General features: G+C 71.7%; 14 protein-coding genes. 11 read left to right on the forward strand and 3 right to left on the reverse strand.

Annotation, left to right across the window (positions count from 1 at the left end):
• Positions 1 to 343 precede the first annotated feature (343 nt).
• The 8 genes from OG959_RS05150 to OG959_RS05185 all read left to right on the forward strand — a co-directional run bounded on the left by OG959_RS05150 (position 344) and on the right by OG959_RS05185 (position 7,318).
• On the forward strand, positions 344 to 1,702 hold the full coding sequence (locus OG959_RS05150) for a condensation domain-containing protein (RefSeq protein WP_326656882.1): 1,359 nt from the start codon (positions 344 to 346) through the stop codon (positions 1,700 to 1,702).
• A gap of 50 nt (positions 1,703 to 1,752) precedes the next feature.
• The gene (locus OG959_RS05155) at positions 1,753 to 2,628 is read left to right on the forward strand and encodes a diiron oxygenase (protein ID WP_326656883.1); all 876 of its coding nucleotides are present in this window, start codon (positions 1,753 to 1,755) and stop codon (positions 2,626 to 2,628) included.
• 91 nt (positions 2,629 to 2,719) lie between these two features.
• The gene (locus OG959_RS05160; protein ID WP_326656884.1) at positions 2,720 to 3,580 is read left to right on the forward strand and encodes a hypothetical protein; all 861 of its coding nucleotides are present in this window, start codon (positions 2,720 to 2,722) and stop codon (positions 3,578 to 3,580) included.
• Positions 3,567 to 4,601 (forward strand): NAD(P)H-dependent flavin oxidoreductase, encoded by a 1,035-nt coding sequence (locus tag OG959_RS05165; protein WP_326656885.1) that lies wholly within the window; start codon positions 3,567 to 3,569, stop codon positions 4,599 to 4,601. The genes OG959_RS05160 and OG959_RS05165 overlap by 14 nt, the downstream gene beginning before the upstream one ends.
• Entirely contained in the window at positions 4,598 to 5,095 is a 498-nt protein-coding gene (locus OG959_RS05170) for a holo-ACP synthase (RefSeq protein ID WP_326656886.1), read from the forward strand. The genes OG959_RS05165 and OG959_RS05170 overlap by 4 nt, the downstream gene beginning before the upstream one ends.
• Entirely contained in the window at positions 5,092 to 5,343 is a 252-nt protein-coding gene (locus tag OG959_RS05175) for an acyl carrier protein (protein ID WP_326656888.1), read from the forward strand. The genes OG959_RS05170 and OG959_RS05175 overlap by 4 nt, the downstream gene beginning before the upstream one ends.
• Positions 5,340 to 6,581: a hypothetical protein gene (locus tag OG959_RS05180; RefSeq protein WP_326656890.1), complete on the forward strand. Its 1,242-nt coding sequence runs from the start codon at positions 5,340 to 5,342 to the stop codon at positions 6,579 to 6,581. Before OG959_RS05175 ends, OG959_RS05180 begins: the two co-directional genes overlap by 4 nt.
• Entirely contained in the window at positions 6,578 to 7,318 is a 741-nt protein-coding gene (locus OG959_RS05185; protein ID WP_326656891.1) for a class I SAM-dependent methyltransferase, read from the forward strand. The genes OG959_RS05180 and OG959_RS05185 overlap by 4 nt, the downstream gene beginning before the upstream one ends.
• A 94-nt stretch (positions 7,319 to 7,412) precedes the next feature.
• Here OG959_RS05185 and gcl read toward each other — a convergent pair whose 3' ends face one another.
• A complete protein-coding gene (gene gcl, locus OG959_RS05190) occupies positions 7,413 to 9,188 on the reverse strand; it encodes a glyoxylate carboligase (protein ID WP_326656893.1) in 1,776 nt (591 codons plus the stop codon).
• Between the two features lie 297 nt (positions 9,189 to 9,485).
• Between gcl and OG959_RS05195 the strand changes: the two genes are divergently transcribed.
• From OG959_RS05195 to OG959_RS05205, 3 genes are all read left to right on the forward strand, one after another.
• Positions 9,486 to 10,208, forward strand: a complete 723-nt coding sequence (locus OG959_RS05195; protein ID WP_326656895.1) for a hypothetical protein — start codon at positions 9,486 to 9,488, stop codon at positions 10,206 to 10,208.
• Positions 10,209 to 10,256: 48 nt separating this feature from the next.
• Positions 10,257 to 10,793, forward strand: a complete 537-nt coding sequence (locus tag OG959_RS05200; RefSeq protein WP_326656896.1) for a GNAT family N-acetyltransferase — start codon at positions 10,257 to 10,259, stop codon at positions 10,791 to 10,793.
• A gap of 187 nt (positions 10,794 to 10,980) precedes the next feature.
• Entirely contained in the window at positions 10,981 to 11,163 is a 183-nt protein-coding gene (locus OG959_RS05205; protein WP_326666217.1) for a hypothetical protein, read from the forward strand.
• Between the two features lie 21 nt (positions 11,164 to 11,184).
• Here the strand turns inward: OG959_RS05205 and OG959_RS05210 are convergent, their stop codons facing one another.
• A complete protein-coding gene (locus OG959_RS05210) occupies positions 11,185 to 12,792 on the reverse strand; it encodes an AMP-binding protein (RefSeq protein ID WP_326656898.1) in 1,608 nt (535 codons plus the stop codon).
• Entirely contained in the window at positions 12,789 to 14,465 is a 1,677-nt protein-coding gene (locus tag OG959_RS05215; protein WP_326656900.1) for an AMP-binding protein, read from the reverse strand. Before OG959_RS05215 ends, OG959_RS05210 begins: the two co-directional genes overlap by 4 nt.
• Positions 14,466 to 14,575 lie beyond the last annotated feature (110 nt).

Consider the following 14,575-nt stretch of genomic DNA (forward strand, 5'->3'; position numbering starts at 1 on the left):
TCCGAGCAGGGCCGTGCAGTGACGCCCGGCCCCCGCTCGTCTTCCAGCTGACGCCTGCGGGGGTGGCGTGCGGCGGCCCCGTGCCCACATCTTGGCCGACGGCCGCAGCCGCCTTCCCGAGCGAACTCTCGTGTGACCTCGCGCCCTAATCGGGCTGCGGACATCCGTTGAGCGCCGGCCCCGAGCCCCTTGCCGCCCCGCGCCGGCCGCCCTCAACGGACCGGCCCGGGCGGACGATGCCCGCTGCCCGCGCACGGGTTGCGTCCGCCTGTCCGGTTCGCGCCCCACACCTCATGCCTCACGCCCGCGGCACGCCCCTGCGCGGCGACGAAAGGAACCAACCATGGACGACAGCCGAGCCGGCTCGTCGCGCTTCCACGGACGCCGGGCCGCCCGCGCCCCGATGACCTGGGGCCAGCAGGCGATCTGGAAGTCCATCCGATGGCTGGGCGAGGGATCCCACTACTTCAACATCCGCCGGACCCTGCCCGTACCGCCCGGACGCACCGAGGCCCAGGTCGCTGCCGCCCTCGGGCAACTGCTGAGCCGGCACGAGGCTCTGCGCACCCACTTCCGGCAGGCCGCCACCGGCCCCGAGCAGGAGGTCACGGACGAGGGGGCGTTCGCGTACACCGTGTACGACACCGCACCGGGAACGGGCGCCGAGACGGCCGGCCGCCTGGCCCAGGAACTCGCGGACACCGCGTTCGACCACGACAGCGAACTCCCCCTTCGCTGCGCCCTGGTGCTGGAGGCGGGGGTCCCCGGTCAGCTGGCCCTCGCCTTCTCCCACCTCGGCGTCGACTTCTGGGCCGTACGCGAACTCCTCGCCGACCTGGCCGCGTTGCTCGCCGACCGGACGGAGCCCTCCTCCGACTGGCAGCCCCTCGACCAGGCCGCGTTCGAGACCGAGGGCCCGGGCGCCGCCCGCGGCGCCGCCTCCCTGGCCTACTGGCGCACCACTCTGGGCCGGGTGCCCCCCGCCATGTTCACCCGGCCCGCCGACGACCCCGCGCCGGAGCGGTTCGTACGCCTGCGCATGGACTCGCCCGCCGTCGCCGTGGCCGCCACCGCACTGGCCGACCGCTGCCGGGTGAGCACCCAGACGGTCCTGCTCGCCGCGACCGCCGCCGTACTCGGCTCGTACAGCGGACACGACACGGCGGTCCTCCAGCTCATCGCCGTCAACCGCCACGACGAGCGCAGCCGGCGGCTGATCGCGGCGATGGCCGAGAACGCCCTGTTCGCCGTCGACAGCGGCACGGGCTCGTTCGAGGAACTCGTCCGGCGCACCTTCCTCGTGGGCATGAACGCCTACCGACACGCGCAGTACGACCCGCTGGCCATGGACGAGGTGCTGGAGGAGGCGCGGCTGGCGAGCGGCGGCGAGCTGGACCTCTCCTGTTTCTTCAACGACAAGCGGATGCACGACCGTTGGCCCGGTCTGCCCACCACCGACGGATCGGCCGAACAGCTGAGGGCGCTCACCGGGAAGACCGAGGTGTCCTGCGTCGGCGTCTGGGAGCGCCAGGACGCCACCTTCTTCGTGCACACCGCCTACGAGCCGGACACCTGCCTGCTCCACCTCATGGCCGACACCCGTCTGATCCCCAGGCCGGAGATCGAACGGCTCCTGCGGTCCTTCGAGACGCTCCTGGTCGAGAGCGTGGCGGGGACCGTCGCGCTGGAGACGCTCCGCTGATCACCGGTGACCTGCTTTCCCCTCCGCACCCCTCCCCCAAGGAAGTCACGATGAGCACTGCCACGGTATCCGTCTGGGACGACGAGTTCAGCGCCGCTGTGAAGCGGCTGACCACCGCCGCCGAGAACGACTACTACAACCCGTACCAGACGTTCGACTGGCCCGACAGCATTCCCGAGGGCGCGCTGTGGATGAGCGAGGACCTCATGTCGGTGCACGGCACCGACGCCGCCGCCGAGCTCACCCGCGACCAGTACCTGGCGCTGGCCAAATGGGAGAGCGTCAACTTCTACAGCCTGAACGTGCACGGCATCCGGGAGCTGCTCCAGGAGGTCGTGGCCCGTATCCACGCCCCCGGATACGAGATCCCTACCCCGTTCTTCCACCACTTCCTGGGTGAGGAGAACGAACACATGTGGTTCTTCGCGGAGTTCTGCCTGCGGTACGGCAAGAAGCTCTACGCCGACCGGTCCATGGCCTTCCCCGCCAAGAGCCACTCCGCGCTGCTCGACAACTTCATCGTCTTCAGCCGGATCCTGATCTTCGAGCAGATCGTCGACCACTTCAACAGCAGGATGGCCGCCGACGAGGCGCTGCCCGAGACGATCCGCGCCATCAACCGGGTCCACCACCAGGACGAGTCCCGGCACATCGCGTTCGGCTGCCAGTTGGTGCGCGCCCTGTACGAGCGGCTGTGCGAGGCCGGCAACGCCGAGGAGCAGGCCATGGCCCGCACCTACGTGGAGCGCTACATCGAGACGTCCATCCAGCAGCTGTACAGCGTCGAGGTCTACCGCGACGCCGGGATCCCCGACGCCTTCGCCTTCCGCACCCGGTTGCTGGCCGACCCGGCCCGGCAGGCGGCGCACGCCTCGATCACCTCCCGCACCACGGCCTTCTACCAGCGGATCGGCCTGCTCGGCTGAGGGCCGTCCGACCGCACCACCACCCGACGGCGTCCGCACACCGGCCGCGCCGAGCGGGAACCGCACCGGACTCAAGGAGAAAAGCCGCCCCATGACCACCCACGCCACCTCTTCCGCCCCGCCGTCGGACACGGCCGCGCTCCGGCAGCCGGGACCCGGTCTCGTGCCGCTGGGCCCCGCCCGCACCGCGCTGTTCCACGCCCTCGACGACCTGTTCACCCAGCTGGCGGCCCAGGTGGAGGCCCCCGCCGTCGTCGGCCCCCCGCTGCTGCCCGCCGAGGGGCTGGCGCGGCTGGACTACTTCCGCAACTTCCCGCACCTGGGCGTGTCCGCGGGGCGCTTCACCGAGGAGGGCATCGACGGTCTGGCGGCCGGATCCGCGCCCGCGGACGTGTCCCTGGCCGCCACCGGCTACATGCTCCCCTCCGCGACCTGCTACGGGCTGCTGCTCTCCCTGGAGGGCCAGGAGGTCGGTGCCGGGCAGCGCCTCACCTCGGTCGGACGCTGCTTCCGCAACGAGACGCACTACGACGGGCTGCGCCGCCTGTGGGGCTTCCACATGCGCGAGGTCATCTACCTGGGCACCTCGCAGGGCGCGGCGGAACACCTGGCCGCGTCGAAGGAGTTCATCACCGCCCTCGCCGCCGATCTGGGCGTGGAGCTGAGCTACGAGCCCGCCAACGACCCCTTCTACGACAAGACCGGCTCCCGCGCGAAGCTGATGGCGCTGGACCCCGTCAAGTACGAGTTCCTCGCCCAGGACGGCACGGCCATCGCCTCCGTCAACCGGCACCGCAACTTCTTCGGCGAACGCCTCGGCATCACCACCGAAGGCGCCACCGCGCACAGCAGCTGCACCGCCTTCGGTGTGGAGCGCTGGGTCCACGCGATGGAACTGACGCACGGCAGCGCCGAGTCGGCCCTGGCGAGGCTCCGCGATGTCCGGGGCTGACCCCGCTCTCCGGCTGCCCCCGCCGCTGGCCGCGGGGGCGGCCGCCCTGGGGACCGAACTGCCGGTGATCCAGGCCGGGATGGGAGGGGTGGCGACCCCCGCGCTCGCCGCCGCCGTCAGCGGCGCCGGGGCGCTGGGCACCGTCGCCCTCTACAGGAGCGACCGGGCCCTGGCCCTCGGCCTGGTCGCGGCCACGGCGCGGGCCACGCCCGCCGTCTTCGGTGTCAACGTGATTCCCGAGGTCGCGGGGGCGCTGCTGGCCGATCAGCTCGGGGCCGTCCTGGAAGCGGCGGACCGCGAACTCGTCGTGAACAGCTACGGCCTGCCGCCCGTTCCGTTCGCGCGGCAGGTACGCAAGGCCGGTCACCGCCTGATGGTCCAGGTCGGAACCGCCGAGGACGCGGACGCTGCCGTCGCGATGGGCGCCCGCGCCGTGGTGCTCCAGGGAACCGACGCGGGCGGCCACCACCTCGGGGCCCTCCCGGTGCGGCAGCTCCTGGCGCGGACCGCCGGGCGGCGACTCGGAGTGCCGCTGTTCGCCGCCGGGGGCGTGCACCGGGGCGGGGATCTGCTCGGACTCGCCGCCCTGGGGGCGTCGGGCGCCCTGTGCGGGACGGCTTTCGTCGCCACCGAGGAGTCCGGCGCGCACCCCGCGTACCGGCAGGCGCTCACCGTGGCCGGGCCGGGCGACACAGTGATGACGGACCGGTTCTCGATCGGCTGGCCCGGCCGGGTCCACCGTGTCCTGCGCAGCCCGGTCACCGAGGCGGCCGAACCGCTGCCGGCCCACCTGATCGCCTGGACCACGGTCATGGGTGCCCGCCGGCCCGTCCCCCGTGGTTCGGCGGCGGCTCCCACCGTGGAGGCCGAGGGGCGGGTGGACGAGATGGCCCGGTACGCCGGGTCCGGTGTCGGCCATGTGAACGCGGTACTGCCCGCCGCCACCGTGGTCGCCCGGCTGCGCGACGAGCTGCGCGGGGCGATCCGGACGGACGCCGAAGCCGTCGGCGGCACCCGGTGAGCGCGGCCACGACCACCGAGAGGTCCCGCCTCACCACCCTCCTCGATGAGCTGGCGGCCGGTGCGCCGGTGGCGGTCGGCATCGACCTGACGCACATCCCGTCGGTGGGCGAGCGGCTGGCCCGGCTCGGGCCCCGCTGGCTCGGCGACCAGTTCACCGAGCGGGAGCTGCGCGAGCTGGACGGTGTGCGCAACGGCAGCCACGCGACCCTGGCCGGCCGTCTGGCTGCCAAGGAGGCGTTCATCAAACTGCTCACCCCTCAGGACGACTTCGTCCTGCACCGCGACATCGAGATCCTGCGTGCGTCCGGCGGGGCGCCTCTGGTCCACGCGCACCGCAGCGCCCTCGCCGCGGCCGGACGCAGGGCACTCACCTCCTGGTCGGTGAGCATCACCCACCAGGGCGACTGGGCCGCCGCCATCGCGGTCGGCACCCCGGCCCTGCCGGCGCCGGGCCCCGTCCACACCCACCACACACAGGAGAAGCGCTCATGAAGCAGGTAGTCGACTGGCTCTACAGCAAGAACCCCGGGCTGACCGGAGAGATCGGCACCGAACTCGACCTCATCGAAGGGCGGCTCGTCGACTCCCTGGACTTCCTGGAGTTCATCTACCTCCTGGAAGAGGTCTCCGGCCGCCCGATCGACCTGGGAACCGTCAGCGTCGACGACTTCCGGACCCTGGCGCGCATCGAGGAGCGCTTCCTTTCCGCCGGGCCCGCCCTTCAGGACGTCTCCGGATGACCGCCGCGGGGGGCACCGTCCGGTTCGGCAGCTGCGACGCCGAGCGGCAGTGGCGGCCCCGGGGACTCGCCCAGCTGCCCGCTCTGCGGGACCCGCACGCGGAGCGTCTGCTGAGCGGCATGGACGAGCTGCTCGCGGCGCTCTGCCGCCCCGCCGACGTGCTCCTCACCCATCACCGGCCCCCGGCGGCCTTCACCGAGATGATGCACGCGGCCGGTTTCGGCGCACGGCACCTGCCGGTGCCCGGTCCTGCCGGGGAGCCGGTGGAGGAGCGGCTCGCAGCGCACGGCATGGACACGGCCGGTCTCGCGGGACTGGCCTGCGCCCCGTACGCGGTACTGCCGGGCACCCGGGCGGCGCTCACCCGCCTGGGGCTCGAGGGACGGCAGCCCGACTCCGGAACGGTCCGCCGGGTCAACTCCAAGACCTTCTCGACCCGGCTCGGCTTCCCCGGCTCGGGCGTGGTCGTCACCTCGGCGGACGAACTGCGCGCGGCGGCCGCCGGGGCGCCGTGCGTGGTCAAGGATCCCTACGGCGTCTCGGGCCAGGGCAACTTCGTGGTCGAGACGGCCGCCAGGCTGGACGGGCTCCTGCGCGCCCTGGCCCGGCGGGAGGACCGGATCGAATTCGTCGTCCAGCCGCTGTACGAGCGGGCGGCCGATTTCGTCACGCACCTGGACATCGGTCCGGCGGGGCAGGTGACCTGGCACGGGACCCGCGAACTGGTCAACGAGGGGCACTCCTTCCGGGGCTCCGGCCCGGCGGGCACCGCGCTGCTGGAACAGCTCGACCGCGCCGGGTACCGCGAGACCGTGGAGGCGGTGGCGGCCGCGGTGGCAGCCGAGGGCTACCACGGGCCGCTGGCCGTCGACTCGATGACGACCACGTCGGGTGAGCTCGTCCCCGTACTCGAGGTGAACGCCCGCTTCTCACCCGCGCTGATCGCCGCCCGGCTCGGTGTCAGGCTCCGCATGGCCTTCGTGCCGGTCGCGGACGACGACTACTTCGAGCGGCTCGTCCACGCCCTGTCCGATGCCGGGCTGCTCGCCGGCGACGGCGGGCCGGGGATCCTCCCCCTCGCGGCATCCACCCTCGCACCCCCGAGAGGCTGGCTCTTCTACGGGATCTGCGGTGACCGGGAAGACGGCACGGAACCGGACCTGACCCCCGTACTGAACGGACTCGCACCGCGGACCGGCCGAGTCGGCACAGCGGCGCACCACCTGGAGGGCACATGACAGCGATTCCGTACGACCGGCGCACTGCCGAGGACTACCGGGCCGCGCGCGAGGTTCCCCGCGCAGGGCTCGCGGCCTGGCGCGAGATCATCAGCAAGGAGGCACGTCTCGCCCCCGGCATGACCGTGCTCGACGTCGGCGCGGGGACGGGCGCCTTCGCCTCCGCGTTCCACGAGTGGTTCGGCGTACGCGTCCTGGCCGTCGAACCGGCCGAGGCGATGCGCGCCCTCATTCCCTCTGCCGAGGACATCGACGTGCACGACGGGCGGGCCGAGAGCCTGCCCGTACCCGACGGGTGCGCCGACGCGGCCTGGCTGGGCTCGGTCGTCCATCACCTGTCCGACCCGCGGGCGGCGGCGCGCGAACTGCGCCGGACCCTGAAGCCCGGGGCCCCGGTCCTCATCCGCAACGTGTTCCCCGGACGGGCCGCCCGCGACCTGCGGGTGCGGTACTTCCCCGCCACCGAGCGCGCCATCAGCACCTACCCGAGTGTCGAACAGGTCTGCGAGGCCTTCGCCGCCGCGGGCTTCTCCCGGGTCGCCCTGCACTCCGTACCGCAGGAGAGCGCGCCCACGCTGGCGGCGTTCGCGGACAGCATCCGCCGCGACGCCGACTCCAAACTGCGGGGCATCACCGACGAGGAGTTCGCCGCCGGGATGGCGGACCTGCGCGCGGCGGCCGAGGCCGGCCCCGCGGAGCCGGCGACCAGCTGGATGGACCTGCTGGTCCTGTCCTGACCCGCCGCCACGCCCCGGCATTGGATCGCGGGCAACGGCAAGGCGGCCCCTGCTCCCCCGGCGAACGGGAAGCAGGGGCCGCAGGCCCGACGGATCAGGCCTGCACGAACGGACGAATCGCCGTCGGGGCGTGGGACGGGTCCGAGGCGACGTCCTCGAACTCGTTCACCGACGCGATGTCCGTACCGCTCATCGCGATGTTCGTGACCCGCTCCAGGATCGCCTCGACGACCACCGGCACCCGGAACTCCGCCGCCAGCTTCTTGGCCTCCTCGAACGCCGGCAGCAGCTGGTCCGGCTCGGTGACCCGGATCGCCTTGCAGCCCAGTCCCTCGACGACCTTGACGTGGTCCACGCCATAGACGCCCAGCTCCGGGGAGTTGAGGTTCTCGAACTCCAGGTTGACCTGGAAGTCGATGTCGAAGTTGCGCTGCGCCTGGCGGATCAGCCCCAGGTAGGAGTTGTTCACCAGGACGTGCACGTACGGGATGCGGTGCTGCGCGCCGACCGCGAGCTCCTCCAGCATGAACTGGAAGTCGTAGTCGCCGGACAGGGCGACGACAGAACCTTCGGGGTCGGCCGTCGCGACGCCCAGGGCCGCCGGGATGGTCCAGCCGAGCGGGCCCGCCTGGCCGCAGTTGATCCAGTGGCGCGGCCGGTAGACGTGCAGCATCTGCGCGCCGGCGATCTGGGAGAGGCCGATCGTGGTGACGTACCGGGTCTCGGGGCCGAACGCCCGGTTCATCTCCTCGTACACGCGCTGCGGCTTCAGCGGCACGTTGTCGAAGTGCGTGCGCCGCTGCAGGGTCGCCTTGCGCTCCTGCGCGGAGGCCGCCCACTGCGAGCGGTCCTTCAGCTTGCCGTCCGCCTTCAGCTCGCGCGCCACCTCGATGAACAGCTCCAGCGCGGCCTTGGCGTCGGAGGCGATGCCGAGGTCGGGGGCGAAGATCTTGCCCAGCTGGGTGGGCTCGATGTCGACGTGAACGAACGTACGGCCCTTCGTGTAGACGTCCAGCTTGCCGGTGTGGCGGTTGGCCCAGCGGTTGCCGATGCCGAGGACGAAGTCGGACTCCAGGAAGGTCGCGTTGCCGTAGCGGTGCGAGGTCTGGAGACCGACCATGCCGGCGTTGAGCTCGTGGTCGTCGGCGATGATGCCCCAGCCCATCAGGGTGGGAACGACGGGGATGCCGGTCAGCTCGGCGAACTCCACCAGGAGTTCGGGCGCGTCGGCGTTGATGATCCCGCCGCCCGCGACGAGCAGCGGGCGCTCGGAGGCGTTCAGCATCTCCAGGGCGCGCTCGATCTGCTTGCGGGTCGCGGCGGGCTTGTGCACCGGCAGCGGCTCGTACAGATCGGGGTCGAACTCGATCTCGGTGAGCTGCACGTCGATCGGCAGGTCGATGAGGACCGGACCGGGACGACCGGTGCGCATGAGGTGGAAGGCCTGCTGGAAGACGCCGGGGACCTGCGCGGCCTCCAGGACGGTGGTGGCCGCCTTGGTGACCGGCTTGGCGATCGACGCGATGTCGACGGCCTGGAAGTCCTCCTTGTGGAGCACCGCCGTGGGGGCCTGGCCGGTGATGCACAGGATCGGGATGGAGTCCGCGATGGCGGAGTAGAGGCCGGTGATCATGTCGGTGCCGGCCGGACCCGACGTACCGATGCAGACACCGATGTTCCCCGGACGGGCCCGGGTATAGCCCTCCGCCATGTGGGAGGCGCCCTCGACGTGGCGGGCGAGCGTGTGATGAACCCCGCCGGAGGCCTTGAGGGCCGCGTAGAAGGGGTTGATCGCCGCGCCCGGCACACCGAACGCGTTGCTGACGCCTTCGCGCTTGAGGATCTCAACTGCCGCTCGGGCAGCGGTCATTCGAGGCATTGAGTGCTCCTGCTCGGACCTGGGTGGAGTCGGGCTCTGTCGCGCCACCTGAGAGCGCCAATTCCGCATTATGGAAAATTGATTCTGCTATACGGAAGCAAATCTAAAGCGCACCCGGACAGCCGTCAAGAGAGGCGGCCGGGGAGGCCACGTCCGCGGACCGAAGCGGCGAAGTACCCCAAGTCCCTCCCGGGGGCCTCGCTCTTGGTGGAGCATGGGGGCACGGAGCGGAGCCGGCCCGGATTCCGGGCGCCGGCCGCATGGTCGTCGGCCGTAGGGAGTCCGAGGGTGGAATCAGTGCCGGTACGGTGCCCGGCCTGCCGCCGCGACCACGCGTACATGACGCCCGTCTATCCCTGCCCCTGCGGCGCACCGACCGCCCCGCCCCTGATGCGCGGCGCCCCCGTCACGCCGATCACCCACCGCACCTGGAACGACGACTGGGTGACGGTGCGCTGCCGCGGCTGCGGGCGGCACGACCAGTGGCCGCAGCCCGAGCTGTGCTGTCCGTGCGGGGCCGTCCTGCGGATCCCTGTCCGCCCGGTGGCGGCGCCCGGCCGCGGAGGCCGCTCGTCCTCCCGGCCCGTACGGCCGTCGCACATACCGCTGCCCCGTACGGCCCCGGCACCGCGGCCCGCCTTCCGGCCGCTGACGATCCGTACCGCGCGCGACGCGGTCGGCGCCGCCGCGCTGTACCTGAAGTGGCTGGGCTACCGCGATGTCGTGCAGCCCGCCGAGCGTCCCGCCTCCCGGATCGACCTGCGGGCGGCCGGACTGATCGCTCAGGTCGACTCCGCCACCCGGCCGACCGCGCTGCGCGACGTCGAATGCCTGTGGCTCAACGCCCTCAGCGCCTCGGTGTCGAGCGTCTTCTTCTCGCTCGCGGGGTACGCGCCGGACGCCCGGGAGCGGGCGGACGGGCTCCGCATCCCGCTGTTCGTCATGGACCTCACCGGGACTCCGCGACCGGTGAACAGCCCGGCGGACGAACTGCTCAGCACCGGCGCCTGAGACCGGCACACCACCGCCGGACAGGCCGCACGCGCGCCATACTGAAGCATGCGCATCCGTCCCGCCCGCCGCTCGGATCTCCCGCTCCTCCAGGACATCGAGCGCGCAGCAGGCGAACCCTTCCGCACGCTCGGCATGTCCTTCGTGGCCGACGACGACCCCCCGCCCCTGGAGCTGCTGGACGGCTACCGCACGGCCGGCCGCGCCTGGGTGACCACGGGCCCCGACGACCTGCCCCTCGGCTACCTGATCGCCGACCCGGTGGACGGCGCCGCCCACATCGAGCAGGTCTCCGTCCATCCGTCGGCCGCCCGGCGCGGCCTGGGCAGCGCCCTCATCGACCGCGCCGGGGCCTGGGCCGCGCACGAAGGGCTGACCGCGCTGACGCTGACGACGTTCACCCACGTCCCGTGGAACGCGCCGTACTACGCCCGGCTCGGCTTCCGCGTCCTGACGGAATCCGGCCTCACGGACGGCCTGCGCAAGATTCGCGCCGAGGAGGCGGAACACGGCCTCGACCGGTGGCCGCGGGTCTGCATGCGGCGCGACGTGCCGCACCTCACAGAAACCGTCCGGCCACAGTGAGTGCTATCGGTCACGTTCGAGCCAGGGGCCACAGATGTTCGGTCTGTTGTCAGCGGAGGGCCCTAGAGTGGGGCGCATGGTCTTAACTCCACGGCTTTCTCCACCCGCGACACCGGCGAAACCCGCCATACCTGTCACACCTGTCACACCCGCGGCACCCGTCTCCCCCGCGACCGCGTCGCACAGCATCCTTCCCGCACAGCCGGCCCACCCCGCCGCCGTCGAGGCGAACGAGGCGATCCGCGCGCTCGTGGACGCGCAGGCCGGCCAGGACTGGTCCCCCGTGGAGTCCGCGGCCTACGAGGTACTGCTGATCGAATGGGCGGCCGCGACCCAGGGCACCGCCGGCGACATCATCGAAGCCGCCTGACGGCACCCGTCCGCCGGGTGTCTACCGGCCGTAGTTCTCCCTCAGTTCGATCTTCCGGACCTTCCCGCTGACCGTCATCGGGAAGGTCTCCAGGATCCGGAGCAGGCGCGGCACCTTGTAGTACGCCAGTTGCTCGGCGCAGAAGGCCTTGATCTCCTCCAGGCTCGGCGGATCGGCCGGGTCCGAGGGAATGACGCAGGCCAGGATCTCCTCGCCGTACCGCTCGTCCGCGACACCCACCACCTGCACGTCGGCGATCTTCGGGTGCTGGTGGAGGAACTCCTCGACCTCCCGGGGGTAGACGTTCTCACCGCCCCGGATGATCACGTCCTTGATCCGGCCGACGATCTGCACATAGCCGTCCTCGCGCATCACCGCGAGGTCCCCGGTGTGCATCCAGCGCCCCGCGTCGATCACCTCCGCGGTCCGCTCGGGCTGCTCCCAGTAGCCGAGCATCACGCTGTAGCCGCGGACGCACAGTTCGCCCGACACACCGCGCTCCAGCGTCGCCCCGGTCGCCGGATCGACGACCTTGACCTCGATGTGCGGCATCACGCGGCCGACGGTGCCGGTACGGCGCTCCAGGTCGTCGTCGCGGCGGGTCTGGGTGGAGACCGGCGAGGTCTCCGTCATGCCGTAGCAGATGGACACCTCGTCCATGTGCATCTCCGCGACGACCCGCTTCATCACCTCGACCGGGCAGGGTGATCCGGCCATGATGCCGGTGCGCAGCGAGGAGAGGTCGTACGAGGAGAAGGTGGGGAGGTTCAGCTCCGCGATGAACATGGTCGGCACGCCGTACAGCGAGGTGCAGCGCTCCTGTTCGACGGCGGCGAGCACGGCGGCCGCCTCGAAGACGGGGGCGGGAATCACGATGCAGGCGCCGTGCGAGGTGGCACCGAGGTTGCCCATGACCATGCCGAAGCAGTGGTAGAACGGCACCGGCAGACAGACCCGGTCCTGTTCGGTGTAGGCGACCAGCTCCCCGACGAAGTAGCCGTTGTTGAGGATGTTGTGGTGGGAGAGCGTGGCGCCCTTGGGGAAGCCTGTCGTGCCGGAGGTGTACTGGATGTTGATCGGGTCGTCGCAGGACAGCCCGGCCTCCCGGACGGCGAGTTGCTCCGCGGTCACCGATCCGGAGACGGCGAGGAGCTCGTCCCAGGAACGGTCGCCGATGTAGTGCACGGCGCGCAGGGCGGGGCAGTTCCCGCGGACCTGGTCGACCAGGGCCCGGTAGTCGCTGGTGCGGTGGGCGAGCGAGGCGGCCAGCAGGGAGATGCCGGCCTGCTTCAGCACATACTCCAGCTCGTGTGCCCGGTAGGCGGGGTTGATGTTGACCATGACGGCGCCGATGCGCGCGGTCGCGTACTGGACGAGCACCCACTCCGGGCAGTTGACCGCCCAGATACCGACCCGGTCGCCCCGGTCCACGCCCGAGGCCATGAGCGCGCGGGCCAGTTCGTCGACGGCCGCGCCGAACTCGGCGTAGGTCCAGCGCCGCCCGGACGGTACGTCGACGAGCGCCTCCCGGTCCGGGTACGCCTGGACCGCCCGGTCGAGGTCGCGCCCGATGGTGTCGCCGAGCAGGGCGGTGGTGCCGGTGCCGTGGGCGTAGGACGGCTCGGTCATGTCAGGTCCCCCTCGCTGTACTCGGTGCCGCCGCCCTGGGCGGTGCGCTCGCGCAGTTCGATGCGGCGGATCTTCCCCGAGACGGTCTTGGGCAGCTCGGCAAACTCCAGCCGTCGGACCCGCTTGTACGGGGCGAGCACGGCCCGGGAGTGGGCGAAGAGCACCTTGGCGGTGTCCGGCCCGGGCTCCCAGCCCTCGGCGAGCACGATGTACGCCTTCGGGACGGAGAGGCGCACCGGGTCGGGGGCCGGAACGACGGCGGCCTCGGCGACCGCCTCGTGCTCCAGGAGTGCGCTCTCCAGCTCGAACGGGGAGATCTTGTAGTCGGAGGCCTTGAAGACGTCGTCGGCGCGGCCGACGTAGGTGATGTAGCCGTCGGTGTCGCGGGAGCCGATGTCGCCGGTGCGGTAGTAGCCGCCCGCCATGGCCTCGGCGGTACGGTCCGGGTCGCCGTGGTAGCCGGTCATCAGGCCGACCGGGTGGCCCGACAGGTCGAGCGAGATCTCGCCCTCGACGGCACCGGGCTCACCGCTGACCGGGTCGAGGAGGACGACATCGAAGCCCGGGCTGGGGCGTCCCATCGACCCGGCCTTCAGCACCTGACCGGGGGTGTTCGCGACCTGGACGGCGGTCTCCGTCTGGCCGAAGCCGTCGCGGATGGTGACGCCCCAGGCGCGCCGGACCGTCTCGATGACCTCGGGGTTCAGCGGTTCGCCCGCCGCGACGACCTCGCGCGGCGGGGTCGTCAGCTGGGAGAGGTCGGCCTGGATGAGCATGCGCCAGACGGTGGGCGGGGCGCAGAAGCTGGTGACGCCCGAGCGGTCCATCTCGGCCATCAGCCTGCCGGCGTCGAACCGGGTGTAGTTGAAGATGAAGACGGTGGCCTCGGCGCTCCACGGGGCGAAGAGGTTGGACCAGGCGTGCTTGGCCCAGCCGGGCGAGGAGATGTTGAGGTGGACGTCGCCGGGCTTGAGCCCGATCCAGTACATCGTCGACAAGTGACCCACGGGGTAGGAGACATGGGTGTGCTCGACGAGCTTGGGGCTGGCGGTGGTGCCCGAGGTGAAGTAGAGCATCAGCGGTTCGTCGGCGTCGGTCTCGCGGTCCGCCGTGAAGGTCTCCGGCTGCTCGTCGGCCCCGGTGTAGGAGATCCAGCCCTCGGTGTCGGCGCCCACGGAGATCCGGGTGTACTCGCCGGGCACCTCGTCGAACTTGGCGGTGTCGGCGTCCCGGACCAGGACGTGCCGGACCCGGCCGCGCTCGACCCGGTCGCGCAGGTCGACGGGGCCCAGCAGCGGCGTCGCGGGGATGACGACGGCGCGCAGCTTCATCGCGGCGAGCGCGGTCTCCCAGAGTTCGGTCTGGTTGCCGAGCATGACGAGGATGCGGTCGCCCTCGCGCACCCCCTGGGCGCGCAGCCAGTTCGCGGCCTGGTTGGAGCGGGCGGACATCCGGGCGAAGGACACCTCGGTGCGGCCGCCGTCCTCCTCCACGATGTGCAGGGCCGTGCGGTCGTTGCCCTCGGCGATGACGTCGAACCAGTCGAGCGCCCAGTTGAAGTGGTCGCTGCGGGGCCAGCGGAAGCCCTCGTAGGCCGCGGTGTAGTCCTCGCGGTGCCGAAGCAGGAAGTCCCGGGCGGCCCGGAACGTCTCCGTCGAGCTGGATGCCGACATGTGCCCTCCTCGTTGCGGACCGGACCGGTCACGGTCTCGGGCCGGTCGCTTAACATCATGTAAACAGTGACCCAGCTCTCACCACCCCCGAACGGGGGTGCCGCGGGGAA

This window comes from Streptomyces sp. NBC_00385, from assembly GCF_035917155.1.
GTDB lineage: Bacteria > Actinomycetota > Actinomycetes > Streptomycetales > Streptomycetaceae > Streptomyces > Streptomyces poriferorum.

What these genes read in the sequence shown, in the direction of transcription:
- OG959_RS05150 (WP_326656882.1), top strand. Translation starts at nt 344, where the DNA reads ATGGACGACAGCCGAGCCGGCTCGTCGCGCTTCCACGGACGCCGGGCC.
- OG959_RS05155 (WP_326656883.1), top strand. Translation starts at nt 1,753, where the DNA reads ATGAGCACTGCCACGGTATCCGTCTGGGACGACGAGTTCAGCGCCGCT.
- OG959_RS05160 (WP_326656884.1), top strand. Translation starts at nt 2,720, where the DNA reads ATGACCACCCACGCCACCTCTTCCGCCCCGCCGTCGGACACGGCCGCG.
- OG959_RS05165 (WP_326656885.1), top strand. Translation starts at nt 3,567, where the DNA reads ATGTCCGGGGCTGACCCCGCTCTCCGGCTGCCCCCGCCGCTGGCCGCG.
- OG959_RS05175 (WP_326656888.1), top strand. Translation starts at nt 5,092, where the DNA reads ATGAAGCAGGTAGTCGACTGGCTCTACAGCAAGAACCCCGGGCTGACC.
- OG959_RS05180 (WP_326656890.1), top strand. Translation starts at nt 5,340, where the DNA reads ATGACCGCCGCGGGGGGCACCGTCCGGTTCGGCAGCTGCGACGCCGAG.
- OG959_RS05185 (WP_326656891.1), top strand. Translation starts at nt 6,578, where the DNA reads ATGACAGCGATTCCGTACGACCGGCGCACTGCCGAGGACTACCGGGCC.
- gcl (WP_326656893.1), bottom strand. Translation starts at nt 9,188, where the DNA reads ATGACCGCTGCCCGAGCGGCAGTTGAGATCCTCAAGCGCGAAGGCGTC.
- OG959_RS05200 (WP_326656896.1), top strand. Translation starts at nt 10,257, where the DNA reads ATGCGCATCCGTCCCGCCCGCCGCTCGGATCTCCCGCTCCTCCAGGAC.
- OG959_RS05210 (WP_326656898.1), bottom strand. Translation starts at nt 12,792, where the DNA reads ATGACCGAGCCGTCCTACGCCCACGGCACCGGCACCACCGCCCTGCTC.
- OG959_RS05215 (WP_326656900.1), bottom strand. Translation starts at nt 14,465, where the DNA reads ATGTCGGCATCCAGCTCGACGGAGACGTTCCGGGCCGCCCGGGACTTC.